Source organism: Pseudoflavonifractor sp. An176, assembly GCF_002160435.1.
GTDB lineage: Bacteria > Bacillota > Clostridia > Oscillospirales > Oscillospiraceae > Enterenecus > Enterenecus faecium.
Window position 1 is genome coordinate 1 of record NZ_NFKO01000015.1, and the last position, 22,221, is coordinate 22,221.

At 60.9% G+C, this 22,221-nt stretch carries 22 protein-coding genes and 1 other annotated feature; of the genes, 10 read left to right on the forward strand and 12 right to left on the reverse strand.

All coding sequences use genetic code 11. The annotated features are described in order from the left end of the window. A partial coding sequence (locus tag B5F12_RS11870; protein WP_087232694.1) for a hypothetical protein occupies positions 1-418 on the forward strand: 418 nt, incomplete at its 5' end. A 53-nt stretch (positions 419-471) separates the two neighbouring features. Here B5F12_RS11870 and B5F12_RS07570 read toward each other — a convergent pair. From B5F12_RS07570 to B5F12_RS07610, 9 genes are read right to left on the reverse strand one after another with little or no spacing between them, the layout of a single operon-like run. Next, on the reverse strand, positions 472-1,080 hold the full coding sequence (locus B5F12_RS07570) for a V-type ATP synthase subunit D (RefSeq protein ID WP_087232697.1): 609 nt from the start codon (positions 1,078-1,080) through the stop codon (positions 472-474). Between the two features lie 30 nt (positions 1,081-1,110). Continuing rightward, entirely contained in the window at positions 1,111-2,508 is a 1,398-nt protein-coding gene (locus B5F12_RS07575) for a V-type ATP synthase subunit B (RefSeq protein ID WP_087232700.1), read from the reverse strand. 10 nt (positions 2,509-2,518) lie between these two features. Further along, the gene (locus tag B5F12_RS07580) at positions 2,519-4,282 is read right to left on the reverse strand and encodes a V-type ATP synthase subunit A (RefSeq protein ID WP_087232703.1); all 1,764 of its coding nucleotides are present in this window, start codon (positions 4,280-4,282) and stop codon (positions 2,519-2,521) included. A gap of 15 nt (positions 4,283-4,297) precedes the next feature. Continuing rightward, on the reverse strand, positions 4,298-4,915 hold the full coding sequence (locus B5F12_RS07585; RefSeq protein WP_158096778.1) for a V-type ATP synthase subunit E: 618 nt from the start codon (positions 4,913-4,915) through the stop codon (positions 4,298-4,300). Positions 4,916-4,955: 40 nt separating this feature from the next. Beyond that, a complete protein-coding gene (locus tag B5F12_RS07590) occupies positions 4,956-5,261 on the reverse strand; it encodes a V-type ATP synthase subunit F (RefSeq protein WP_087232709.1) in 306 nt (101 codons plus the stop codon). 12 nt (positions 5,262-5,273) lie between these two features. Continuing rightward, entirely contained in the window at positions 5,274-5,708 is a 435-nt protein-coding gene (locus B5F12_RS07595) for an ATP synthase subunit C (RefSeq protein WP_087232712.1), read from the reverse strand. Positions 5,709-5,744: 36 nt separating this feature from the next. Beyond that, complete coding sequence (locus tag B5F12_RS07600) at positions 5,745-7,646, reverse strand: V-type ATPase 116kDa subunit family protein (RefSeq protein WP_087232716.1); 1,902 nt, start codon at positions 7,644-7,646, stop codon at positions 5,745-5,747. An 11-nt stretch (positions 7,647-7,657) separates the two neighbouring features. Continuing rightward, a complete protein-coding gene (locus B5F12_RS07605; protein WP_087232719.1) occupies positions 7,658-8,692 on the reverse strand; it encodes a V-type ATPase subunit in 1,035 nt (344 codons plus the stop codon). After that, on the reverse strand, positions 8,689-9,009 hold the full coding sequence (locus B5F12_RS07610; protein WP_087232722.1) for a hypothetical protein: 321 nt from the start codon (positions 9,007-9,009) through the stop codon (positions 8,689-8,691). The genes B5F12_RS07605 and B5F12_RS07610 overlap by 4 nt, the downstream gene beginning before the upstream one ends. Before the next feature lie 259 nt (positions 9,010-9,268). Here B5F12_RS07610 and B5F12_RS07615 point away from each other — a divergent pair, with 259 nt between their 5' ends. From B5F12_RS07615 to spoIIR, 5 genes are all read left to right on the forward strand, one after another. Continuing rightward, positions 9,269-9,748 carry an Lrp/AsnC family transcriptional regulator gene (locus B5F12_RS07615; RefSeq protein WP_087232725.1) on the forward strand — a complete coding sequence of 160 codons (480 nt, stop codon included), beginning with the start codon at positions 9,269-9,271 and terminating at the stop codon, positions 9,746-9,748. After that, positions 9,748-10,911: an aminotransferase class I/II-fold pyridoxal phosphate-dependent enzyme gene (locus B5F12_RS07620; RefSeq protein ID WP_087232817.1), complete on the forward strand. Its 1,164-nt coding sequence runs from the start codon at positions 9,748-9,750 to the stop codon at positions 10,909-10,911. Before B5F12_RS07615 ends, B5F12_RS07620 begins: the two co-directional genes overlap by 1 nt. A gap of 27 nt (positions 10,912-10,938) precedes the next feature. Further along, entirely contained in the window at positions 10,939-11,541 is a 603-nt protein-coding gene (gene thrH, locus B5F12_RS07625; RefSeq protein ID WP_087232728.1) for a bifunctional phosphoserine phosphatase/homoserine phosphotransferase ThrH, read from the forward strand. A 16-nt stretch (positions 11,542-11,557) separates the two neighbouring features. Continuing rightward, a complete protein-coding gene (gene ispE, locus B5F12_RS07630; protein WP_242954920.1) occupies positions 11,558-12,397 on the forward strand; it encodes a 4-(cytidine 5'-diphospho)-2-C-methyl-D-erythritol kinase in 840 nt (279 codons plus the stop codon). Between the two features lie 199 nt (positions 12,398-12,596). Then, entirely contained in the window at positions 12,597-13,220 is a 624-nt protein-coding gene (gene spoIIR, locus B5F12_RS07635) for a stage II sporulation protein R (RefSeq protein WP_087232733.1), read from the forward strand. 5 nt (positions 13,221-13,225) lie between these two features. Here the strand turns inward: spoIIR and B5F12_RS07640 are convergent, their stop codons facing one another. The 3 genes from B5F12_RS07640 to B5F12_RS07650 all read right to left on the reverse strand — a co-directional run bounded on the left by B5F12_RS07640 (position 13,226) and on the right by B5F12_RS07650 (position 16,245). Then, on the reverse strand, positions 13,226-14,035 hold the full coding sequence (locus B5F12_RS07640; protein ID WP_087232736.1) for a MetQ/NlpA family ABC transporter substrate-binding protein: 810 nt from the start codon (positions 14,033-14,035) through the stop codon (positions 13,226-13,228). 59 nt (positions 14,036-14,094) lie between these two features. Beyond that, positions 14,095-14,362 (reverse strand) — a binding site (T-box leader). A 118-nt stretch (positions 14,363-14,480) separates the two neighbouring features. Beyond that, the gene (locus B5F12_RS07645) at positions 14,481-15,182 is read right to left on the reverse strand and encodes a methionine ABC transporter permease (protein ID WP_087232820.1); all 702 of its coding nucleotides are present in this window, start codon (positions 15,180-15,182) and stop codon (positions 14,481-14,483) included. Between the two features lie 58 nt (positions 15,183-15,240). Next, positions 15,241-16,245, reverse strand: coding sequence for an ATP-binding cassette domain-containing protein (locus B5F12_RS07650; RefSeq protein ID WP_087232739.1), 1,005 nt, complete (start codon positions 16,243-16,245; stop codon positions 15,241-15,243). A gap of 784 nt (positions 16,246-17,029) precedes the next feature. Between B5F12_RS07650 and B5F12_RS07655 the strand changes: the two genes are divergently transcribed. The 4 genes from B5F12_RS07655 to B5F12_RS07670 all read left to right on the forward strand — a co-directional run bounded on the left by B5F12_RS07655 (position 17,030) and on the right by B5F12_RS07670 (position 22,097). After that, positions 17,030-17,704: a response regulator transcription factor gene (locus B5F12_RS07655; protein WP_087232742.1), complete on the forward strand. Its 675-nt coding sequence runs from the start codon at positions 17,030-17,032 to the stop codon at positions 17,702-17,704. Continuing rightward, complete coding sequence (locus tag B5F12_RS07660) at positions 17,701-18,696, forward strand: HAMP domain-containing sensor histidine kinase (RefSeq protein WP_087232746.1); 996 nt, start codon at positions 17,701-17,703, stop codon at positions 18,694-18,696. Before B5F12_RS07655 ends, B5F12_RS07660 begins: the two co-directional genes overlap by 4 nt. A 99-nt stretch (positions 18,697-18,795) precedes the next feature. Further along, positions 18,796-19,479: an ABC transporter ATP-binding protein gene (locus B5F12_RS07665; protein WP_087232749.1), complete on the forward strand. Its 684-nt coding sequence runs from the start codon at positions 18,796-18,798 to the stop codon at positions 19,477-19,479. Next, positions 19,476-22,097 (forward strand): ABC transporter permease, encoded by a 2,622-nt coding sequence (locus B5F12_RS07670; RefSeq protein WP_087232752.1) that lies wholly within the window; start codon positions 19,476-19,478, stop codon positions 22,095-22,097. The genes B5F12_RS07665 and B5F12_RS07670 overlap by 4 nt, the downstream gene beginning before the upstream one ends. Positions 22,098-22,221: the final 124 nt, after the last annotated feature.

A 22,221-nucleotide genomic window follows, 5' to 3' on the forward strand; every position in this document is an offset into this window, starting at 1 on the left:
CACCCCCACGGTGGCCCCCACGCCCAACCCCTATGAGGAGGAGGCGGAGGCCTTTGTGGAGACCTTCTCCCAGGACCACCCCGGCTATGAGCTGCTGGACTACGCCGTGGGCAGCCCGGACACCGCCCCCATCCATGCGGCTGTCATCGCCAAAGACACCGAGAGCGGCTCCTCCTCCACCCTGTTCCTTCTGGGTGACAACGGCGTGACCCAGCAGTTGGAGCTGGCCCAAGACTCCTACACCGTCTACCGGGAGGAGGACGGCATCACCCTGGAAGGGAATGTAGTCCACCTATCCCTGGATCTGTCCATCCCAGCTGCCGCCTCCCTGTGGGAGATTCACGACTATGCCATCACCGTCACCCAGGACGAGAACGGCATCCAGAATACCAATCAGGACACCATCCGCAGCGAATAAGCAGAAAAATACCCCTGAGACTCGTTTGTGCGTCTCAGGGGTATTTTTTTCGGTTATTTGCCCGTCTGGCGCTTGATGACCTTCAGGCGCACAAACTCTTCCCGTTCCTTTTCCTCCAACGCCTCGGTGATGAAGCGAATGGTGTTGTCCAGGTCGGGGATGACGATGTTTTTCAGGGCGTTGGCCCGCTTCTGGGCCTTCTTGATGGCCTGGGCCAGGCGGTAGATGGAGATCTCCACCTCCGCCATACGCCGGGTCAAATCCTTGACCTTGGCAAACTGGATGTAGGCCTGGTCGAAGGCGGGGGACGTATAGGCAAAGCCATAGGTGGGGCTTAAAGGCGGGGTGTTGTCCGGGATGTGGGGCAGCTCCACCCCCATCACCGAGCGCCAGCGCACGTCCAGACTGTTGTCCGGCTCCACGCCCTCCGCGATGCGGTCGCACAGGCCCAGCTCGATGTTTGCCTTGGCCAGGGCGATATAGGCGGACTGGAAGACCTGGTCAATCTCCCGCTGGATGCGGGAGGCGTCCTCCATCAGTGTCATCATTTCACGGACCAGAATGTTCCGCTTCCGGTCCATCAGCTCATAGCCGGTGGTTGCCAGCGCCCGGGAGCGCTTGGCGGCCATGAGGTTACCCTTGGTGGGCAGAATGGCAGCCATTGGGCCACCCCCTTTCCGTCACGTGTCCCATCACAGCTCGCCCAGGGACTCGAAGGCCCCTTCCTTGTAGTGCTCTTCCAGCTCCTTGTCGCTGATGCGGTCCAGCTCGCCTTTGGGCAGGATGGACAGCAGGGCCCAGCCCAGCTCCAGGGTCTGCTCCAGGGTGCGGTCCTCCTGCTGGCCCTGGCGGACAAAGTACTGCTCGAAGGCCCGGCCAAAGCGCAGGTACTGCTGGTCCAGGGGGGACAGCTCATCCTCGCCGATGACCGAGGCCAGGCTGCGGGCGTCCTGTACCTTGGAGTAGGAGGCAAACAGCTGGTTGGACAGGGCGGGATGGTCGGCCCGGGTGTAGCCCTCGCCGATGCCGTCCTTCATCAGACGGGACAGAGAGGACAGGATGTTGATGGGGGGATAGACCCCGGACTGGTCCATGTTCCGGTCCAGCACGATCTGGCCCTCAGTGATGTAGCCCGTCAGGTCGGGGATGGGGTGGGTGATGTCGTCGTTGGGCATGGTGAGGATGGGCACCTGGGTCACCGAGCCCTTCTTGCCCACGATCATGCCCGCCCGCTCGTACAGAGAGGCCAGGTCGGAGTACAGGTAGGCGGGAAAGCCCTTACGGGAGGGAATCTCGCCCTTGGAGGAGGAGAACTCACGCACGGCCTCGCAGTAGGAGGTCATGTCGGTCATCACCACCAGCACGTGATAGCCGTGGTTGAAGGCCAGATACTCGGCGGCGGTGAGGGCGCAGCGGGGGGTGAGGATACGCTCAATGATGGGGTCGGAGGCCAGGTTCAGGAACATGGCCACCCGGGGCAGAGCCCCGGACTCCTCAAAGTTGCGGCGGAAGAACTCGGCCACGTCGTTTTTCACGCCCATGGCGGCAAAGACGATGGCGAACTCCCCGTCGTCCCCGGCCACGTGGGCCTGGCGTACCATCTGGGCGGCCAGCTCGTTGTGAGCCATACCAGCGCCAGAGAAGATGGGCAGCTTCTGGCCACGAATCAGGGTAGACGTGCCGTCGATGGCGGATACGCCGGTGTAGATGCAGCTGCGGGGGTACTGGCGGCTCACCGGGTTGATGGCGGAGCCGTTGATGTTGCGCCGCTCGTCGGGGTACAGCTCGCCCAGGCCGTCAATGGGGCGGCCCGCGCCGTCAAAGACACGGCCCAGCATCTCCTTGGACAGGGCAATGTCCATGGGCTTTCCGGTGAAGTGGGTGGAGGTGTTCTCCAGAGAGATGCCACGGGTGCCCTCAAACACCTGGAGCACCGCCCGGTCGCCCTCGATGAGAATGACACGGCCATAGCGGCGGGAGCCGTCGGCCATCACCAGCTCGGCCATCTCGTCGTAAGACACGCCGGAGACCCCTTCCAGGGCCACCAGGGAGCCGTTCAGGTCAGATAGTCCGGTATATTCCAATCTCATGGCAGTCACCTCAGCTATTGGCAGTGTTGACCTGCTCCAGGGCTTTGTCGATCATGGCGGCATAGTCGTCGAACTTGGACAGGTCTTCGTTGGGAATCTCGTACTTCATCTTCACCACCGTGTCAAAGATGCCGGTGGCGGTGTACTGGGACAGGGGGATGGAGCGGTCAATGCCCTCCTTCACCCCGTCGTAGAGGCGCAGAATGGTCTGCATCATCAGCAGCTGCTTTTTCAGGGGCACGTAGGTGTCCACCGGGTTATAGGAGTTCTGCTGGAGGAAGCCCAGGCGGATGAGGCGGGCAGTCTCCATGATGAGCTTCTGGTTTTCAGGGAGAATGTCCGAGCCAATGAGCTTGACGATCTCCATGAGCTGGCTCTCCTCCCGCAGCAGGTTGGCAATGCGCTGACGGCAGGGGGCGAAGTCCGGGGAGACGTTCTCACTGTACCAGTCCTTAAAATCCACGGTGTACTCCGAGTAGGAGTTGAGCCAGTTGATGGAGGGGAAGTGCCGGGCGTAGGCCAGGCTGCGGTCCAGGGCCCAGAAGCAGCGGACAAAGCGCTTGGTGTTCTGGGTCACCGGCTCGGAGAAGTCGCCGCCCTGGGGGGACACGGCGCCGATGACGGTGACGGAGCCCTCCTTGCCCTCCAACGTCTCCACATAGCCCGCCCGCTCATAGAACTCGGCCAGACGGGAGGCCAGGTAGGCGGGGAAGCCCTCTTCGGCGGGCATCTCCTCCAGGCGGCCGGAGATCTCACGGAGCGCCTCGGCCCAGCGGGAGGTGGAGTCGGCCATGAGGGCCACGTGGTAGCCCATGTCCCGGTAATACTCGGCGATGGTCATGCCGGTGTACACCGAAGCCTCACGGGCGGCCACCGGCATGTTGGAGGTGTTGGCAATCAAGATGGTACGGTTCATCAGGGGCAGCCCGGTGCGGGGGTCCTTCAACTCGGAGAACTCCTCCAGGGCCTGGGTCATCTCGTTGCCACGCTCGCCGCAGCCTAAGTAGACGATGATGTCTGCGTCCGACCACTTGGCCAGCTGGTGCTGGGTCATGGTCTTGCCGGCGCCGAAGGGGCCGGGGATGGCGGCGGCGCCCCCCTTGCCGATGGGGAAGAGGGTGTCCAGAATCCGCTGACCCGTGATGAGGGGGCGGTGGATGGGCAGACGCTGGGCGATGGGCCGGGCGCCTCGAATGGTGCACCGGGTGGCCAGTTTCAGACTCGTCACCTTGCCTCGGGCATCGGTGACCTCCACCAGCACGTCCTCCACGGTGTAGGGGCCATTGGGCATCACCCGGGTGACGGTGCCGTTGAGTCCGGCGGGGGTGAGGCAGCGGTGGAGGATGGCGGAGGTCTCCTGGCACTGGGCGTAGAGGGTGCCGGGCTTGACGGGGTCTCCCTCTTTCACGGTGATCTCCACGTCCCATTTCTTGGAGAGGTCCAGGGCGGGGATGTTGACCCCTCGACCCAGGAAGGGGCCGGAGATGGCCTCCAGGCTCTTCAAGGGGCGGGCAATGCCGTCGAAGATGTTGCCCAGCAGGCCGGGGCCCAGCATCAGGGCCATGGGGGACCCGGTGGTGGTGACCGGCTGACCGGGGGCCAGTCCGGCGGTGTCCTCGTACACCTGCACGGTGGTCATGTCCCCTTCCACGCCCACCACTTCGCCGATGAGCTGCTGGTCGCCGGCAAACACCATGTCCATCATGGCCAGGCCTTTGCCGCCTACCACCTTTACCACAGGGCCGTTGACACTGTAAATGCGATATTCACTCATTCCACTTCCCCCTCCTTACATCTCGTCCAAGTCATCGGACAGGGACAGCCCGAAGGACTCGGCGAAGTGGCCGGCCAGCTCGTCCAGCCGGTTGTCGAAGGAGCAGTCCACCCGCAGGCCCAGCTGGCTGCACTGGAGGATGAAGCCGCCCAGGGAGAAGCTTCCCTCCTGGCACTCCACCTTCACAGGGGCCAGGGCGGCGGAGAGCTTGGGGGCGAAGGACATGTCCTCCCCCCGCAGCTGCACCGTCACCGCCTGAGCGCCGGGCAGCTGCTCCATGGCACGGCGGAGCATCTGCACCATGTGGTCATAGTAGTCAGGGGTGCCGGTAAAGGTGCGGATGCGCTCACACACCTGCTCAAACACCTCCTGGGTGATCTCCTTGCGGCGCAGATAGATCTGGCGCTTGCTGTCCATCAGGTGCCGGGACACCTCCCGGCCGGACTCCGCCCGAATGCGGGCGGCCTCCTTATCGTAATAGGACCGGGCAGCGTCCTTGGCCTCAATTTTGGCCTCCGCCAGAGCGGCAGCCCGCTGCTCTTCCAATTCTTTCTTCATCTGCTCACTCTGCTGGGCGGCGTTGCGCACCACCTCTTCGGTGAAGTGAAGCAGCTTTTCGGTTTGTTCTGGCATGTTGAGATCCCTCCTTGTCATATGGGACTTGCCTGTCCAGTTAGAGCTTGACTCCAATGGCCTCCCGGATGTATCGGCCAATGGCATCGTGGTTGCGAGTTCCATGTCGGTCTGGAATCTCCACCACCAGGGGGGTGCGGCCACTCATCTTCCAATCCCCCAGCTGGTCGGCACACAGCTGGGCCAGGCTCTCGGTGATGAGCAGAATGCCCACCGTGTCGTCGGCCAGAGCCTTTTGAATGGCCTTCTCCGCCTCCTCTTTGCTGCGGGCCACCACGCCCTCCACTCCGGCCAGGCGCAGACCCACTTGGGTGTCCGTATTATCGGAGATGACAAAGTAACGCATGGGTGGTCTCCATTAGGATACGAAAAGGAGCACCAGGGCGATGATCAGGCCGTACAGAGCCACGCCTTCGGCCAGGCCCACGAAGATCAGGGACTTACCGAACATGGAGTCGTTCTCGGAGATGGCGCCCAGAGCGGCGGAAGCGGAGGAGGACACGGCGATGCCGCCGCCGATGCCGGACAGGCCCACAGCCAGACCGGCGCCGATGTACTTCAGACCAGTGGCCAGACCGTCCGCAGCGGCACCAGTGGCAGCGGCAGCGTCGGGGGCGGCAGCGGAGGCCCCGGTGAGGCCCAGCACAGCGGTGATCACGAACAGGCCGCAGAACATGGCGATGTTGCCCAGCAGGGCGTGGCGGGCGGAAGCGCCGGTGAGCTTCTTGACGGCAATGGTCACCAGGGGCAGGAACAGCATCAGGGAGCCCAGGATAAACAGGATAATTTTCATAATAATGACCTCCAATGTTTGTGTTTTTGGGATGGATTAAGAATTTTTCGCCGTATAGTCGATGATGCGGGGGCTATACTCCCGGCCGCTGTCCTGATAGAACCGGCCGAACAGCTCGTAGAATTCCAGACGCAGCACCTGGATACCCACCAGCAGGCCCTCAAAGCCCATGACAAACAGGTTGCCCAGAATGAGGACGATGGGGTTGAGGTTAGCCCCTGCCATGGTGTGGATGACCAGCATCAGACACACGTGGGTGATGGCATAGGCGCCCACACGCAGGAAGGACAGGGTGTTGGTGAGGAAGGACAGCAGGGTCTCAAACAGCTCGAAGAAGCCGGAGACCAGCAAGGCCCCCAGAGATTCGGGCTTCCAATCCTCTTTCCCCTCCGCCAGTGCGGACAGGGGCTCCCGGAACAGGATGAGGACCAGGGGCAGCACCAGCACCGGCAGGACGTACCACACCCGGAACAGGCTGAACCCGGTGAGCAGAGTCACCATAGCGGCAATGATGAGGCCTAGATAGAACACCATCCCGGCCAGGCCGTTGGGGCCAAAGAAAATCTTGTCAAAGTCGTGCTGACGGATGCCGTTGAGCACATTGAGCACCATCACAAAGGCCAACATCACCACGCCCATGGCCAGAGAGGCCACCAGCAGGTACACCACGTTGTTGCCCTCCAAGATCTTGAAGCCTGGGAGGATGTCCTCAAAGCCAAACACCGAGCCGTAGACAAATCCGAATATGGTGGAGGAGATGCCGCAGCAGACGATGATCTTGCCCAGCCACATCTTTTTCTTGGTGGCCAGGAACAGACCGATGAGAGCCAGGCCAATGCCCTGCCCCACGTCTCCGAACATGATGCCGAAGAAGATGCAGTAGGTGATGGCCATGAAGGAGGACGGGTCATACTCGTGGTAGTTGGGCAGGCCGTACATCCGCAGGAAGGGCTCGAAAATCCGGCCCAACAGGGAATTTTTCAGCTTGGTGGGCGGGGTCAGCTCGGTCTCCTCCGCCTTGTCCACCACATAGTCCAGCTTACCATAGGCGTCCACCCGGGCCAAGAACTCGGGCAGATCGTCCTCGGGCACCCAGCCCATGAGGTAGAAGGTCTCTTTGGAGCGGGCGCCGAAACGGCGCATCTCCATGACCTGGTTTTCCCGGCACAGCCAGGACCGCAGGCTCAAGAGGTGGTCCTTCTGCTGCTGGGCCAGGTCCTGGCGCTGGTTTTTCAGCTGTCCCAGGGTCTGCTCGTCGTCCTCCATCTCGTGGCGCAGGGCCTCAATGGCCTCCTGAGCGGTGCCGCCCAGGCGCTCGTCCAGGGGCACGGGCACAAAGTGCATGGAGTCGAAGAGGGCGTCCACCTTCTCCTCCCGGGCCTTGAGGGCGAAGTAACAGCCGTATACTTGGTTGTTCTCGGTGTGGGTGGGGAAGAAGAAGCAGTCCTCCCGCTTGTCCAGCACCTCGGAGAAGGTGCGGTAGCTGTCCTCAGGCAGGTGCCCGAAGCGGAAGGACAGGTGGTCCATGTTGCGCAGGGTGTCCAGCTGCACCGAGATGCCAGCCAGCTTCTCCAGCTGGGATACGGAAGAGCGGTCGTCCGCCTCCTCCTGGCGCAGAGCCTCCTCCCACTGGTCCATCTGGTCCAGCTGCTGGGTGAGGTCATCCAGATATCTCTGGCCCTCTTCCAGGTCTGCCCCCTCGGCAAAGGGGCGGTATTCCGGCTCCAATTCCAGCCGGGTGAGCACTTCCTCTGCTTGCCGCAGCAGAGGCATCACCTGGTTGGGCATGTTCAGGGACCGCAGGTGGTTGTTGCGGTGCATCACCTGTAACACGCTCTCCGGGTGAAACGGTCGGTCCACGACACACTGGCGCACCACCGCTTCAAATTCCGGCAGCGGGCCTGTGACCGTGACAAACTTCATTGCTTGAACAGACATGTACTCCCTCCTCAGCGGTCCATCATGTCCAGTATGGACGGATTCAGGGCCATCTGGTATTTTGCCGCCTCCACCGCGGACACCACCGCTTTGAGCTCAATCTCTCGCAGGTTCATCAGCGCCACGGCGCTGTAAATGGAGGGTTTGCCCATCATCAGCTGGCGGCGGCTGGTGCGGTAAATGGTGGCGGTGTAGAGATAATTCAAGTCCTCCCCGCTCTGCTGGTCAAAGATGCGGCCATAGGGGGTCTGCTGGGCCAGCTCCAGCACCGCCTCGGCGTTGGGGGCGGCGCACATGGCGTGAATCATCTGGGGCTTGAGCTTGTAGTGGTAGGGCAGCAGCACCGGCAGGTAGTTGTCCTCCTGGGGGAAATACCGCTTCATGCGCAAAATGTGCATGAGGTTGAGCATATCCACCTGACTGCCCACGGATTTCTCCATAATCCGGCGCACATCTCCGTCGTATTTCCGGCGGATGATGGACTGGAGCTTTTGGTAGTATACCCCGCTCAGCAGCGCCTCGGTGACGCCGTAGTCGGGCAGAGCACCGTCGGCGGAGCGCAGCCGCTCCAGGGCGTCGTGGTAGATACTCCCCCGTGTGGCCTCCACCAGCCCGTCATAGGTGGTGCAGCGGCGCAGGGCCTGCACATCCACCCGGGTGTGGCTCATAAAGGCCGGGGGAAGCGGCTCCACTTCCTTATAAATACTGGCGTGGAGGTGGCGCAGGGCGGCCAAGATCTCGTCCATCCCCGCCCGCATAATGGGAAAGCCCATGACGGCCCGGTCCTTGTGGGGCACAAAGGCCATCAAGCTCAGGTATTCCCGGCGAATCTGCTCCCGCAGAGCGGTCTCCAGGGTGGCACGGGTCAAGAGAGCATCTTGGGGCAGATGCTCCGCTGCATGGCTCCACCCAGGCAGCTGGCGCAGCTCGGCCAGCACGTCGTCCACCGAGCGCATCCCGGCCAGATGCTCCAGGTCCTGCCGGGTGATGCGCTTGCCATAGATGGCCTTGGCCTTGGTGGCCAGGGCCTCATATCCGGCGCTCACGGAATGTCAACCGTCTGGTGGAACAACGTATGCACCCAGTTGTCCCCATACCGAGTGTACGCCCGCTCCATTTTGGCGTTTGCGTCATCCAAACGCACCTTCTGGGCAGCAATCAGCTGCTCTTTCTTCTCTTCCTCCTGGCTTTTCAGCTCCTCCAGCCAGGCTTTGGCGCGATCCAGATACTTCTGTCGAATTGCAGCCTTTTCCTGCTCCAATTCTGCCTCGAAATTGGCTTTCTGGGTCTTTACCTCTTCCGCTACATCCCGGGCAGATCGTTCTGCTTCCAGAATTCGGTCAATTAGCATGGTATAGTCCATCCACACTGCCTCCTTCTTTCTAAATTGCACCATGAATTTGTATCAATTCACACAACTGCATATTATACCACTCCCCTCCCACCATGGGAAGCACCTTTTTACAAATCTTGCAAGAAGCAAAATCCCACCTTTCTCCGCCCCACAATGGGGATTGCATTGCACTATGGTAAAGTGTATAATACGTTTCAACCACATTTCTCCATACAACCCCCGGGTTGCAGGGAGAAAAAGCGGTGAAATAAGCAAAGGAGGACGTACCATGAAACAGCTGCTGCAACTTTTGGAAAATGATTGCACCCTCACCCCCGCTCAATTGGCATCTATGACCGGTTCTACCCAGGAGGACGTGGCAGCAGCCATTGCCGACTACGAGAAGAATCGTGTGATTCTGGGCTACAAGGCCATTGTGGACTGGGACCGTACCCACCGGGAGTCTGTCACCGCCCTCATTGAGGTGAAGGTCACCCCCCAGCGGGGCGACGGCTTCGACCGCATTGCCCAGCGCATTTACCAATATGATGAAGTGGAATCCCTCTTTTTGATGAGCGGTTCCTTCGACTTCACCGTCATCATCTCGGGACGCACCTTGCAGGAGGTGGCCCGGTTCGTGGGTGAGAAGCTGGCCCCCATGGAGGGCGTCACCGGCACCGCCACCCACTTCATCCTGAAGAAATACAAAGAGAAGCACCTGATTTTCCCGGTGCAGGAGGAACAGGAAGAGAGGTTCGTATTGGAATGATGGATTATAAACAGATTTTAAGCCAGCGCATTCAGGAAGTGCCTCCCTCCGGCATTCGGAAATACTTCGACATCATGGCGGAGATGGACGACGCCATCTCCCTGGGCGTGGGAGAGCCGGACTTCCAGACCCCCTGGCACATCCGGGATGCGGGTATCTACTCCCTGGAAAAGGGCTTTACCAAGTACACCCCCAACGCCGGACTCTCCGACCTGCGCCGGGCCATCTGCCGCTATCTGAAGCGGCGGTTTGACCTGGAGTATCAGCCCATCGGCCAGACCCTGGTCACCGTGGGCGGCAGTGAGGGCCTGGATTTGGCCTTCCGCTGTCTGCTGGAGCCGGGGGACGAGGTCATCATCCCCACCCCCTCCTTCGTGTGCTATGGGCCCCTGGTGTCCATGATTCACGGCGTACCCGTGTACGTGGAGACCAAGGTGGAAAACGAGTTCCGCCTCACCCCCGAGGAGCTGAAAGCCGCCATCACCCCCCGCACCAAGATTCTGGTGCTCCCCTTCCCCAACAACCCCACCGGCGGCATCATGCACCGGGAGGATTTGGAGGCCCTGGCGGAGGTGCTGCGGGGTACCAATATTATGGTGGTGTCCGACGAGATCTATGCCGAGCTCACCTATGGCCAGCACCACGTGTCCATGGCCAACATTCCCGACATGTACGAGCGCACCATTGTCATCAACGGCTTCTCCAAGGCATATTCTATGACCGGCTGGCGTATGGGGTACGTGTGCGGACCCAAGGAGCTCATCGCCGCCATGACCAAGCTGCACCAGTACGGCATCATGTCCGCTCCCACCACCAGCCAGTACGCCGCCATCGAGGCCATGGAACACGGGGACCGGGACATTGAGACCATGAAGCAGGAGTACGACGGCCGCCGCCGTTTCCTGGTGGATGGCTTCCGCCAGCTGGGGCTGGACTGCTTCGAGCCCCGGGGTGCCTTCTACGTCTTCCCCTGCATCCGCTCCACCGGACTGTCCAGCGAGGAATTCTGCGACCGGTTCCTGGAGCAGGAGCACGTGGCGGTGATCCCCGGCTCTGCCTTCGGACCCGGCGGCGAGGGCTTTGTACGGGCCTGCTACGCCGCCTCCATGAAAAACCTCACCGAGGCCCTTACCCGCCTGGAGCGGTTCTTGGGCACCCTGTAACCATATATGAAAAAGGAGGAACCGGCTATGTACATCACCTGTCTGGATTTGGAGGGCGTGCTGGTCCCTGAGATCTGGATTGCCTTCGCCCAGGCCCGGGGCATCCCCGAGCTGGAGCGCACCACCCGGGACGAACCGGACTACGACAAGCTGATGCGCTATCGCCTGGATATTCTGGCCCAGCACGGGCTGAAACTGTCCGACATCCAGGAGACCATCGCCACCCTGGACCCTCTGCCCGGGGCCAAGGAGTTCCTGGACGCTCTGCGGGAGAAGACCCAGGTCATCATCCTCAGCGACACCTTCGAGCAGTTTGCCCAGCCCCTGATGAAAAAATTGGGCTGGCCCACCATCTTCTGCAACACCCTGGAGGTGGCCCCGGACGGCACCATCACCGGGCACCAGATGCGCTGCCCCCAGTCCAAGCTCACCACGGTGAAGGCTCTCCAGTCGGCGGGCTTTACCACCATCGCCGCTGGGGACAGCTACAACGACCTGGGCATGATCGGGGCCAGCAAGGCCGGGTTCCTCTTCAAGAGCACCCCCGCCATCCAGGCCGAGCACCCCGAAGTGCCCGCCCTGGAGGAGTACGACCAGTTGCTGGAGGCCATTGAGGCCGCCATGGACTAAAGGGCGGAGGATGCACATGGAGAAACAAGCCTATGCCAAGCTGAATCTGTCCCTGGACATTCTCCGCCGCCGGGACGATGGCTTCCACGACTTGCAGATGGTGATGGTGTCCATCGACCTCACCGACACCCTCACCCTCACCCCCGGTGAGGGTAGCATGTCCACCAACCTGTCCTTTCTCCCCTCCGACGACAGCAACCTGGCCCAAAAGGCCGCCGCTGCCTTCCGCTCGGCCACCGGGCAGGGGGAGGTGCTGGACATCCACATTGACAAGCACATCCCCGTGTGTGCGGGCATGGCGGGGGGCAGCTCTGACGCCGCCGCCGTGCTGCGGGCCATGAATGAGATGTACCACACCAATCTGTCCCCCCTGGAGCTGGCGGACATTGGAGCCACCGTGGGCTCCGACGTGCCCTACTGCGTGGTGGGGAGCACCGCCCTGGTGGAGGGCCGAGGGGAGCGGGTCACCCCCATCTCCCCTCTGCCCCCCTGCTATATCGTGGTGTGCAAGCCCCCCTTCCCCATCTCCACCCCCCAGCTGTTTGGCCGGGTGAATGTGAAGAAAATCACCTGTCGCCCCGACACTCAGGGTCTGGTGAAGGCCCTGGAGGCGGGCGACTTGCAGGGGGTGGCGCGGCGGCTGTACAACGTCTTTGAGGACGTGCTGGAGCCCCGCCACCGCCAGACGGTGGACGAAATCAAGTCCACCCTCATTGAGTACGGCGCTCTGGGGGCTGTCATGTCGGGCAGCGGCCCCACCGTGTTTGGGCTCTATGAGGATGAGGCCCAGGCCCAAAACGCCGCCGACGCCTTGAGAAAGCAGTACAAAGATGTGTTCGTGTGCCAACCGGTCTGACATCCTGACACAGTCAGGATGTAATGAAGAATGAATAGTGAATAATGAATAATTATGGTGTGCCGCCACAGCGGCACAAATTATAATTCTCTCATGGCTGCATCCCCTCCAAAAAATGCTTGCATTTTTTGGACTAAACAATAAAAACACCGTCCATACTGTAAGAGACTTCAATCTCTTACTTAGGACGGTGTTTTTTATGTATACCCATCGTTTGTACCGCTGGGAAGCGGCTCTTCTCATGGCCTTCGCCATCCTCCTCACCATCGGCATGTGGGCCAGCGTGACCCAGAGCGCCCTGGCCGACGAGGTGCTGCGCCTCCACGTGGTGGCCAACTCGGACAGCGACGCCGATCAAGCGGTGAAGCTCCAGGTGCGGGACGCCATTCTCTCCGCCGCCACCCCCTATCTGGATGGGGTGCAGGGTCAGGCGGAGGCCCAGCAGGCCCTTGAGCCCCACCTCAACGAGCTGGCCCAGGCGGGAGCGCAGGTACTCCGTGAAGCGGGGATGGACTACCCCATCACCGTGTCCATTCAGGACGTGTGGTTTCCCACCCGGGAGTACACCGACTTCGCCCTGCCCGCCGGCACCTACCGCTCCCTCCAGGTGATTCTGGGGGATGGGGTGGGCCACAACTGGTGGTGCGTGGTGTACCCCCCTCTGTGCGTGGGATCGGTGAGTGAGGAGAGCGTGGAGACCTCCGCCTCCGGGGTACTCAGTGAGGACCAGATCTCCCTCATCTCCGGCCAGGACGGGGAATACGTCCTGCGCTTTAAGGTGCTGGAGTGGTGGGACAGTCTGATGCAGAAATTTCAGGGGTAAGTGCCTTAGAATACGGGCACCACAGAGCCCTGATAGGTCTCCTCCATGTACTCCTTGACCTCGTCGGACTTGAGGGCCTTCACCAGGGCCTGGATGGCCTCGTCGTTCTCCCGGCCCTCTTTCACCGCCAGGACGTTGACATAGGCAGTAGCGGCAGCACCGTCGGCGGACTCAATGGCCAGGGCATCGGACACCTTCAGTCCAGCCCCGATGGCATAGTTGCCGTTGATGACCGCCAGATCCACGTCCGCCAGACGGGAGGGAATCTGGGCGGCCTCCAGCTCCACGATCTCCAGGTTCTTGGGGTTGTCCACAATGTCCAGGATGGTGGCGTTGATGCCGGCGTCCTTGTTCAGGGTGATGAGCCCCTCCTGCTCCAGCAGCAGCAGCGCCCGGGCCTCGTTGGTGGCGTCGTTGGGCACGGCGATCTGAGCGCCGTCGGGCAGAGCGTCAATGGAAGCGGTCTTGCCAGCATACAGGCCGAAGGGCTCGTAGTGGATCTCGGCCACGCTCACCAGGTGGGTGCCGTTGCTGGCGTTGAAGTCGTTCATGTAGGTAATGTGCTGGAAGTAGTTGGCGTCAATGGAGCCGTCCTCCACCGCCTCGTTGGGCATGATGTAGTCGTTGAAGGTCTTGATCTCCAGGTTATACCCCTCTTCGGCCATGATGTCCTTGGCCACCTCCAGAATGCCGGCGTGGGGGGTGGGGGATGCGCCCACCACCACGGTCTTGTCGTCTTTCTTGCCGCCGCAGCCAGCCAGCAGGGACAGAGTGGCCGCACAGGCCAGGGTCAGAGCTAAAATCTTCTTTTTCATAAAAACCTCTCCTTTTTCGATACATAAAACAAAAACGCCCTTAACAGAAATCCAATTCTGTCAAGGACGAGAGCCTTCGCTTCGTGGTACCACCTTGTTTCACGACCCCCTCACGGAACGTCGCCTTAGAGAGTGCGGGAGGGTCAGCTACTACCATCCGATACTCCTGTGCGATGACGGGCACTCCCGTCGCAGCCTATGCAAGGGCCCTTGCAGTCGGTGCGCAGCTCCGAGACCATGTTCACCGTGACCTTCCGTACCCGTTTGCAGCTACCCGGGCTCTCTGTGCCGTATCTTCACGTCTACTCTTCTCTTCATTGCCTTTGTGAAACCGTATTTTGTTTTACTGGGCAAGAGTATAGCTACCCGTTGGGAAAAAGTCAACCAGCAGATTGCACAAAAACGAACACCGAGAGAGCGGCACGCTCTCTCGGTGTTATACATTTTATTGGAGTCCGGCCTTCTCGCCCCGGTGTGCTTTCCGGGCAGACTTACCTCGCTTGTTGGTGACCCGGCGGTCCAGAGCCACAGCGAAATGGGTGCCCAGGGACTGGAACACCTGGACCATGACCACCAAAATCACCACGGACACATAGAGGATGAAATACATCTTGCGCTGGTAGCCGTAGTTGATGGCCAGGCTGCCCAGACCGCCGCCGCCGATGGCGCCGGACATGGCGCCATAGCTCAAAATGGTGATAAAGGCGGTGGTGAAGCCGATGAGGAGGGAGGGCAGGGCCTCCGGCAGCATCACCTTGCGGATGATCTGCATGGGGGTGCAGCCCATAGCCTGGGCGGCCTCCAGAATGCCCTTGTCGGTCTCCCGCAGGGAGGCCTCCACCAGGCGTGCCACAAAGGGGAAGGCGGCACAGATCAGGGGGATGATGGAGGCGGTGGTGCCCACCGAAGTGCCCAGAATCATCCGGGACAGGGGGATAACCATAACCATGAGGATGAGGAAGGGCACGGAGCGCAGGAGGTTTACCACGGTGTTGAGCACCTTCATCAGCCAACCGGGCAGGGGGCGCACGCCGCCCTTCTCCCCGGTGACCAGAATGACGCCCAGGGGCAGGCCGATGACGTAGGAGAAGAAGGTGGCCACGATGGTGGAGTAGATGGTCTCCCAGATGGCGGTGCCCAGCTCCATTTGCAGATACATGAGCTGTTGGCTCAGGGGCGTGTTGCCGAACAGGGTTCCAAACAGTTCATCCATGATAGTCGTGCACCTCCTCCATGGTCACATTGGGTTGATTCTTGATGTACTGGATGGCCCGCTCCCGCTCCTCTGCGTTTTCCGGCAGGCCCAGCAGCATGGTGCCGAAGGCCTTGCCGTCCACGTTGCGGGTGTCGGCACCCAGGATATTCACCTTCACCTGGCAGTCCATGGCCAGGGAGGCGATGAGGGGCTCATAGGAGGAGCTGCCGTTGAAGGCGATGCGGATGACATTGGCCGCAGGCAGCTGGTCGATGATGACCCCGTCGGGGTACACCAGACGGCGGCCCGCCTCGGTCTTGGGGTTGGAGAAGGTCTCCTCCACCGTCCCCGTCTCCTGGAGCACGCCGTGGTCCAGAATGGCCACATGGGAGCAGATCTCCTCGATAACCCCCATCTCGTGGGTGATGATGACCACGGTGATACCCAGGCGGCGGTTGATGTCCTGAATGAGGCGCAGAATGTCCCGGGTGGTCTTGGGGTCCAGGGCGGAGGTGGCCTCGTCGCACAGCAAAATCTTAGGGTCGGAGGCCAGGGCACGGGCGATGGCAATGCGCTGCTTCTGGCCGCCGGAGAGTTGGGCGGGGTAGGCGTCCGCCTTGTCGGGCAGGCCCACAATGTCCAGCAGCTCCCGGGCCTTTTTCTTCACCTCAGGCCCCTTCTTCCCCGCAATCTCCATGGGGAAACAGATGTTGTCCAGGCAGGTGCGCTGCATGAGCAGGTTGAAGTGCTGGAAGATCATGCTGATGGAGCGGCGGCGCAGGGTCAGCTCCTTTTGGGACATGGCGCACAGGTCCTCCCCGTCAATGACCACCTGTCCCTGGCTGGGCCGCTCCAGCAGGTTCAGGCAGCGCACCAGGGTGGACTTGCCCGCCCCGCTCATGCCCACAATGCCGAAGATATCCCCATCTCCAATGGTCAGGGACACATCGTTCAGGGCGGTGAACTCCCCCTCCGGGGTGGGGAAGCGCTTGGTGATATGTTTTAACTCAATCATAGGATCTTCTCCCTTTGTTTTCAAACAGTGGTTTGATTCTATGACAATTTTCCTACTGTGTCAATAGGGCATACATCCCATTGTCTCCTCCTCTGCTTTAGAAGTCTCTACTTCTCCGATTTCTCCGGCGCAAACCTGCGTCCCAGCCGGGGACGCTGGCGCTGGGGTGACTTTTGTTCGGGCAAAAGTCACCAAAACCCGCCTAGGGCGTTCCCCCCTAGGTACCTCCCTTGGGGTACGAGGCTGTCAATGCGTCAAGCTGGTGTTCGGCCCGTCACCCTTGCTGTGGCCCCTGTCTCTGCCACCACACCAAGCCACCATGGCAACTGGCCCTATGACTGGGTGGTTTCCACCTCCGGGCCTACTCTGGAGAAGCGGCGTTCCCGCCGCCGGGAGCCAAACCTCCGGCAACTGGGAACAGTTGCACACCAGGGTAAGGCCCTGGCGGTAGAAGCATAATGTTCCACAACAAGCAGGTGCATTCTGTGGAAATTCCATGCCATCAATGTGGCTCCACCCAGCCAAGGGCCGAAAACAGGGAGGTGCACCCTCCACCCAGTACCGCGGGGTGGATTCCACAAGGCGGGGGAAGGCCCCGCCTTTGGCGATTCTTTCCCCAATTTCTCATCGCTGAGAAATTGGGCCCAGCGGAGCGTCCCCACCAAGATGGGGACATTCTCCTGAGAAATTGGAGAAGAGAAAGCCTTCCTGTTACTCTTGGCATGTTTCTCCCTGGAAAAAGGCATGCATGTATGGTATCATGACAAAAAAGGCGGGTGAAACTATGCAATCCATTCTCTTAGTGGAAGACGACAAACACATTGTGGACAACCTCACCGAGTATCTGGAGGGGGAGGGCTTCCGGGTATGCAGTACATCGGGTCAAGCCCTGGCCCTGGAGCGGCTGGAACAAGAGCAGTTCGACCTCATCCTGCTGGACATCTCCCTGGCTGACGGCAACGGCTTTGCGGTGTGCTCGGCGGTCAAGGCCCTATACCACCTTCCGGTGATTTTCCTCACCGCCTCCGGGGACGAGTATAGCACCGTCACCGGGTTCGAGGTGGGAGCGGACGACTACATCCCCAAGCCCTTCCGCCCCCGGGAACTGCTCATGCGCATCAAAAATGTGCTGCGGCGCACAGGCAGCGGCGGCGGACTGGTGCGCCTGGGCCGTGTGGAAGTGGACACGGTGCGGGGCACCGCCACCAAGGATGGCCGGGACCTGAACCTGTCCGCCCTGGAGTATCGGCTGCTGCTGATGTTCCTCAACCACCCCGGAGCCGTGCTCACCCGAAGCCAGTTGCTGGAGGGTATCTGGGACATCGCCGGAGACTTTGTCAACGACAACACCCTGACGGTGTACATCAAGCGGCTGCGGGAGAAAATCGAGGACGACCCCCAAAGCCCCACCCTCATCAAGACCGTGCGGGGGCTTGGCTATAAGGCGGAAATGAGGTGAATCCCTTGGAGCACAAGACCGTCACCCGGCTGCTGTATCTGGCCCTCACCGGGGCTGCCACCGGGTTCGGGTGGTACCTGGGCGGACTCCATGGGCTGCTCCTTCTCCCCCTGTGCCTGGGCTTTTGGGGCTTGGCAGAGTGGAACGCCGCCCGCACCGACCGGGAACTGGCCCAGCTCTCCCAGACCCTCAACCGCATCCTCCACGGGGAGGAGCACCTGGGAGTAGAGGAATACAGCGAGGGAGAACTGGGCATTCTCCGCAGTGAAATTCACAAGATGACGGTGCGGCTGCGGGAGCAGCAGCAGGCCCTGCAAGCGGACAAGGTATACCTGGCCAACTCCCTGGCCGACCTATCCCACCAGCTGCGCACTCCCCTCACCTCCATGAATCTGGTGGCGGAGCTGCTGTATAAAGAGGACCTCACCCCCCAGCGGCGGGCCAAGCTGTGCCGGGAGCTGGCCCAGCTTTTGAGCCAGATGGACTGGCTGGTGACCACCCTTCTCAAGCTGTCCAAGCTGGAGGCTGGCACCATCCCCTTCCGCTCGGACACGGTACCTCTAGAAGAGGTGGTGCGCCAAGCCGCCGCCCCCTTCCTCATCCCCATGGAGCTGCGGGAACAGACCTTCTCCGTGGACTGTTCCGGCTCCTTTATTGGAGATGTGCACTGGACGGCGGAAGGAGTTGGCAATCTCATCAAAAACGCCATGGAGCACACCCCCGCCGGGGGCTCGATTACAGTTCGTGGGCGGGAAAATGCCCTATTTAGTGAGCTGGTGGTGGAGGACACCGGGCCGGGGATTGACCCCCAGGACCTGCCCCACCTCTTTGAGCGGTTCTACCGTGGCTCTTCCCGCACGTCCCACGGCTTTGGCATCGGCCTGTCCCTGACCCAGCGCATTGTCACCGGACAGGGCGGCACCATCCAGGCCCGCAACCGCACCCCCCAAGGGGCACAATTCGTGTTACGCTTTTACAAGGGGACCGTCTGACCAAGCGGTCCCTTTTGTGACAGATCTGTCACCCAAAAGTCACCGGCCTGTCACCTGGGTGTGGTAGGATGTAGCCACAATCCCAAAGGAGGAATGAACATGGAACTGCTTCGTGTGGAGCATTTGTGCAAAACCTACGGCACCGGGGAAAATCAAGTCAAAGCCCTGGATGACGTGTCCTTTTCCGTGAACCGAGGGGAATTTGTGGCCATCATCGGCCCCTCCGGGTCGGGTAAGTCCACCCTGCTGCACCTGCTGGGGGGCGTGGACAAACCCACCAGCGGCAAGGTGTATGTGGACGGCTGCGACGTGTACGCCCAAAACGAGGAGAAGCTGGCCATCTTCCGCCGCCGTCAGGTGGGGCTGATCTACCAGTTTTACAACCTCATCCCTGTGCTGGACGTGGTGGAGAATATGACCCTCCCCGTCCAGCTGGATGGACAGAAGGTGAACCAAAAGCGGCTGGGTGAGCTGCTGGACACCCTGGGACTGCGGGGCCGGGAGCGGCACCTGCCCAACCAGCTCTCCGGCGGCCAGCAGCAGCGGGTGTCCATCGGTCGGGCGTTGATGAACGCCCCGGCGGTGGTGCTGGCCGACGAGCCCACCGGCAACCTGGACTCCAAAAACAGCCAGGAGATCGTGGAGCTGCTGCGGCTGTCCAACCGCACCTATCACCAGACCCTCATTGTCATCACCCACGATGAACAGCTGGCCCTCCAGGCCGACCGCATCATCGCCATTGAGGACGGTAAAATTGTGCGGGACGAGGTGATCCGTCCATGAACGTGCTGCACAAGCTCACCCTCCAGGCCCTCAAGCAAAACCGCACCCGCACCATTGTCACCATCATTGGCATCATCCTGTCCACCGCCATGCTGTGCGCCGTGACCACCTTCACCACCAGCTTCCAGCAGTTTATGCTGGAGGACAGTGTGTACTCCTCCGGCAGCTGGCACTTGGGCCAGAAGGACACCACTTACAGCGAATATCAGGAGCTGTCCCAGGCCGACGGCGTGGCGGAAGCCGTCTATTTGCAGCACCTGGGCTATGCCCAGGCAGAGGGCAGTTTCAACGAGTACAAACCCTATTTCTATGTACTGGGTCTGTCCGATACCGGGGCTGATCTGCTCCCCATCCATCTCACCCAGGGCCGCATGCCCACTTCTCCCGATGAAATTGTCCTACCTCAGCACTTTTTTGACAACTCCACCCAGGGCTATCAGGTGGGAGATACCCTTACCCTGGACTTGGGACAGCGCATGTCCGAGGGTTTCGCCCTGGGGCAAAACAATCCGTTCAACCTTGACACCGAGGAGACTCTGGAGGCCACAGACACTCGTACCTACACCGTGGTAGGCATCTGTCAGCGGTTTGGAATGGAGGACTACTCCGCCCCAGGATATACCGCCTTCACCGTGGCCGACTCCAATCTGGCCGAGGATGCCACCTGTGACGTGTACCTGGCCATGGAGGACATGACCCAGGCCTACGACTTCCAACAGGCCCACGATTTAGAGCAGGACAATCGCAACGTGCTGATGTACTCCGGCGTATCCAGATATGATACGTTTTACACCGTCCTCTACCGCCTGGCCGCCATTGTCATGGTCATCATCATTGCCGCCTCGGTGGTGCTCATCTACAACGCCTTTGCCATCTCGGTGTCCGAGCGCACCCGGCAGTTCGGCCTGCTCTCCTCTCTGGGCGCCACCAAAAAACAGATGCGGAACATGGTGCGCTTTGAAGCCCTGGTCCTCAGCGCCATTGGCGTCCCCCTGGGTATCCTGTCCGGCATCCTGGGCATTGGGGTTACCCTCCACTTTGTGGGAAAACTCTTTGCTTTCTCCAGCACCCAAGGGGGAGTGGCCATGCGGCTGCATGTGTCCTGGGTGGGCGTTCTGGTGGCGGTGGTGCTGGGTGTGGTGACCGTGCTGCTCTCCGCCTGGATTCCCTCCCGGCGCGCCACCAAAGTGTCCGCCATGGAGGCCATCCGCCAGTCCCAGGACATCCACGGCACAAAAAAGCTGGTACGTCCCTCTCTTTTGACCCGTAAACTCTTCGGCCTGCCCGGTGTGCTGGGGGTGAAGTACTACAAACGCAGCGCTAAAAAGTACCGCACCACCGTGTTCAGCCTCTTCCTCAGCGTGGTGCTCTTTGTCTCCGCCTCCTCCTTTTCCTCCTCCCTGGCCAAATCCGTGGGCGGGGCCTTCGGCGGGGACACCTACGACCTGTCGTTTCCCTTTTACACCGAGGACACCGACCTATCCCCCGACACCCTGCTGGACCAGCTGCGGGGGTTGGACAGCGTGGACGACTCCGCCTATGTTCTGAGCTTCCAGCTCACCGGTGGCTTCCGCCCGGAGGATTTGAGCCAGGACATGCAAGCGCTGTCCACTCCGGTGGACGGGACGATTTACCAGCCCTTCGATCTGAGCTTTGTAGACGACGACACCTACCAGGCCCTGTGTGCAGCGCGGAAGCTGGACCCCGCCGCCACCTCCGGCATCGCCTTTGACGGCATCACGGAATTCGATTCTCAACAAGAGAAATACGTGTACCTGTACCAGCTGGAAGCCTCCTCCCTGTCCATGTCGGCCCTCACCTTTGACCAGGTGGCCAACCACTACCCTGACTCCCCCGTGGAGGGGCTGGACGGAACCGTCCAAGTGCCCTATATTGATGCGGATAACGGCACGCCCACCCTCTACCCGCTGGAGGATGTGGCCCACATCACACCCATAGAGGTGACCTTGGTGGAGAAAGAATGGCCCTATTTTCTCTCCAACCGTGGACTTGTGACGGTGCTCTATCCCATGTCCCAGCTGGAGGAGTTCCCCGTGGACCTCTCCCGGGGAAGCTATTACTTCTATATAATGGCCTCGGACCACCAACAGGCTGAGCAGGATATCAAGGACTTGCTGGGCAAGCAGCAACTGCGTCCCGGCAACCTGTTTAACAACGCCGAATATGACGAGTCCAACCGGAACCTCATCACCATCATCAATGTGTTCTCCTATGGGTTCATCGCCCTCATCTCCCTGGTTGCTATGACCAACGTATTCAACACCATTTCCACCAATGTGATGCTGCGCACCCGGGACTTTGCCATGCTCCAGTCGGTGGGCATGACGGCGCGGGAGATGCGGCGGATGCTGGGCTTTGAGTGCATCCTCTACGGCACCCGGGCCTTGATTCTGGGCATTCCCGTGTCCATCTTCCTCAGCTACCTCATCTTTGACGCCATCGCCCAGGGCTATCCCCTCCCCTTCCAAGTGCCCTGGATTCCCCTGGGCATCGCCTGTCTGAGCGTGTTCCTGGTGGTGTTTGCCACCATGGCCTACGCCGCCCGAACGGTTGGCAAGCAGCAGCTGGTGGAGGCGCTGAAAAACGAGAATTTGTAAACACGCAAAAAAGCTCCAACATCGGTGTATTTTTTGAATTCCCCGGCGTAGGGGAGGGGCTTGCCCCTCCCGAATGTTCCAGGGCACTGCCAGAGAACCAGCGGGCCGGGCAAGCCCGGCCCCT

Excerpts from the sequence above, each read along its gene's own strand:
- B5F12_RS07570 (WP_087232697.1), bottom strand. The coding sequence starts at position 1,080 with ATGGCTGCCATTCTGCCCACCAAGGGTAACCTCATGGCCGCCAAGCGC.
- B5F12_RS07575 (WP_087232700.1), bottom strand. The coding sequence starts at position 2,508 with ATGAGATTGGAATATACCGGACTATCTGACCTGAACGGCTCCCTGGTG.
- B5F12_RS07580 (WP_087232703.1), bottom strand. The coding sequence starts at position 4,282 with ATGAGTGAATATCGCATTTACAGTGTCAACGGCCCTGTGGTAAAGGTG.
- B5F12_RS07585 (WP_158096778.1), bottom strand. The coding sequence starts at position 4,915 with ATGCCAGAACAAACCGAAAAGCTGCTTCACTTCACCGAAGAGGTGGTG.
- B5F12_RS07590 (WP_087232709.1), bottom strand. The coding sequence starts at position 5,261 with ATGCGTTACTTTGTCATCTCCGATAATACGGACACCCAAGTGGGTCTG.
- B5F12_RS07595 (WP_087232712.1), bottom strand. The coding sequence starts at position 5,708 with ATGAAAATTATCCTGTTTATCCTGGGCTCCCTGATGCTGTTCCTGCCC.
- B5F12_RS07600 (WP_087232716.1), bottom strand. The coding sequence starts at position 7,646 with ATGTCTGTTCAAGCAATGAAGTTTGTCACGGTCACAGGCCCGCTGCCG.
- B5F12_RS07610 (WP_087232722.1), bottom strand. The coding sequence starts at position 9,009 with ATGGACTATACCATGCTAATTGACCGAATTCTGGAAGCAGAACGATCT.
- B5F12_RS07615 (WP_087232725.1), top strand. The coding sequence starts at position 9,269 with ATGAAACAGCTGCTGCAACTTTTGGAAAATGATTGCACCCTCACCCCC.
- B5F12_RS07620 (WP_087232817.1), top strand. The coding sequence starts at position 9,748 with ATGGATTATAAACAGATTTTAAGCCAGCGCATTCAGGAAGTGCCTCCC.
- thrH (WP_087232728.1), top strand. The coding sequence starts at position 10,939 with ATGTACATCACCTGTCTGGATTTGGAGGGCGTGCTGGTCCCTGAGATC.
- ispE (WP_242954920.1), top strand. The coding sequence starts at position 11,558 with ATGGAGAAACAAGCCTATGCCAAGCTGAATCTGTCCCTGGACATTCTC.
- spoIIR (WP_087232733.1), top strand. The coding sequence starts at position 12,597 with ATGTATACCCATCGTTTGTACCGCTGGGAAGCGGCTCTTCTCATGGCC.
- B5F12_RS07640 (WP_087232736.1), bottom strand. The coding sequence starts at position 14,035 with ATGAAAAAGAAGATTTTAGCTCTGACCCTGGCCTGTGCGGCCACTCTG.
- B5F12_RS07645 (WP_087232820.1), bottom strand. The coding sequence starts at position 15,182 with ATGGAGCTGGGCACCGCCATCTGGGAGACCATCTACTCCACCATCGTG.
- B5F12_RS07650 (WP_087232739.1), bottom strand. The coding sequence starts at position 16,245 with ATGATTGAGTTAAAACATATCACCAAGCGCTTCCCCACCCCGGAGGGG.
- B5F12_RS07655 (WP_087232742.1), top strand. The coding sequence starts at position 17,030 with ATGCAATCCATTCTCTTAGTGGAAGACGACAAACACATTGTGGACAAC.
- B5F12_RS07665 (WP_087232749.1), top strand. The coding sequence starts at position 18,796 with ATGGAACTGCTTCGTGTGGAGCATTTGTGCAAAACCTACGGCACCGGG.
- B5F12_RS07670 (WP_087232752.1), top strand. The coding sequence starts at position 19,476 with ATGAACGTGCTGCACAAGCTCACCCTCCAGGCCCTCAAGCAAAACCGC.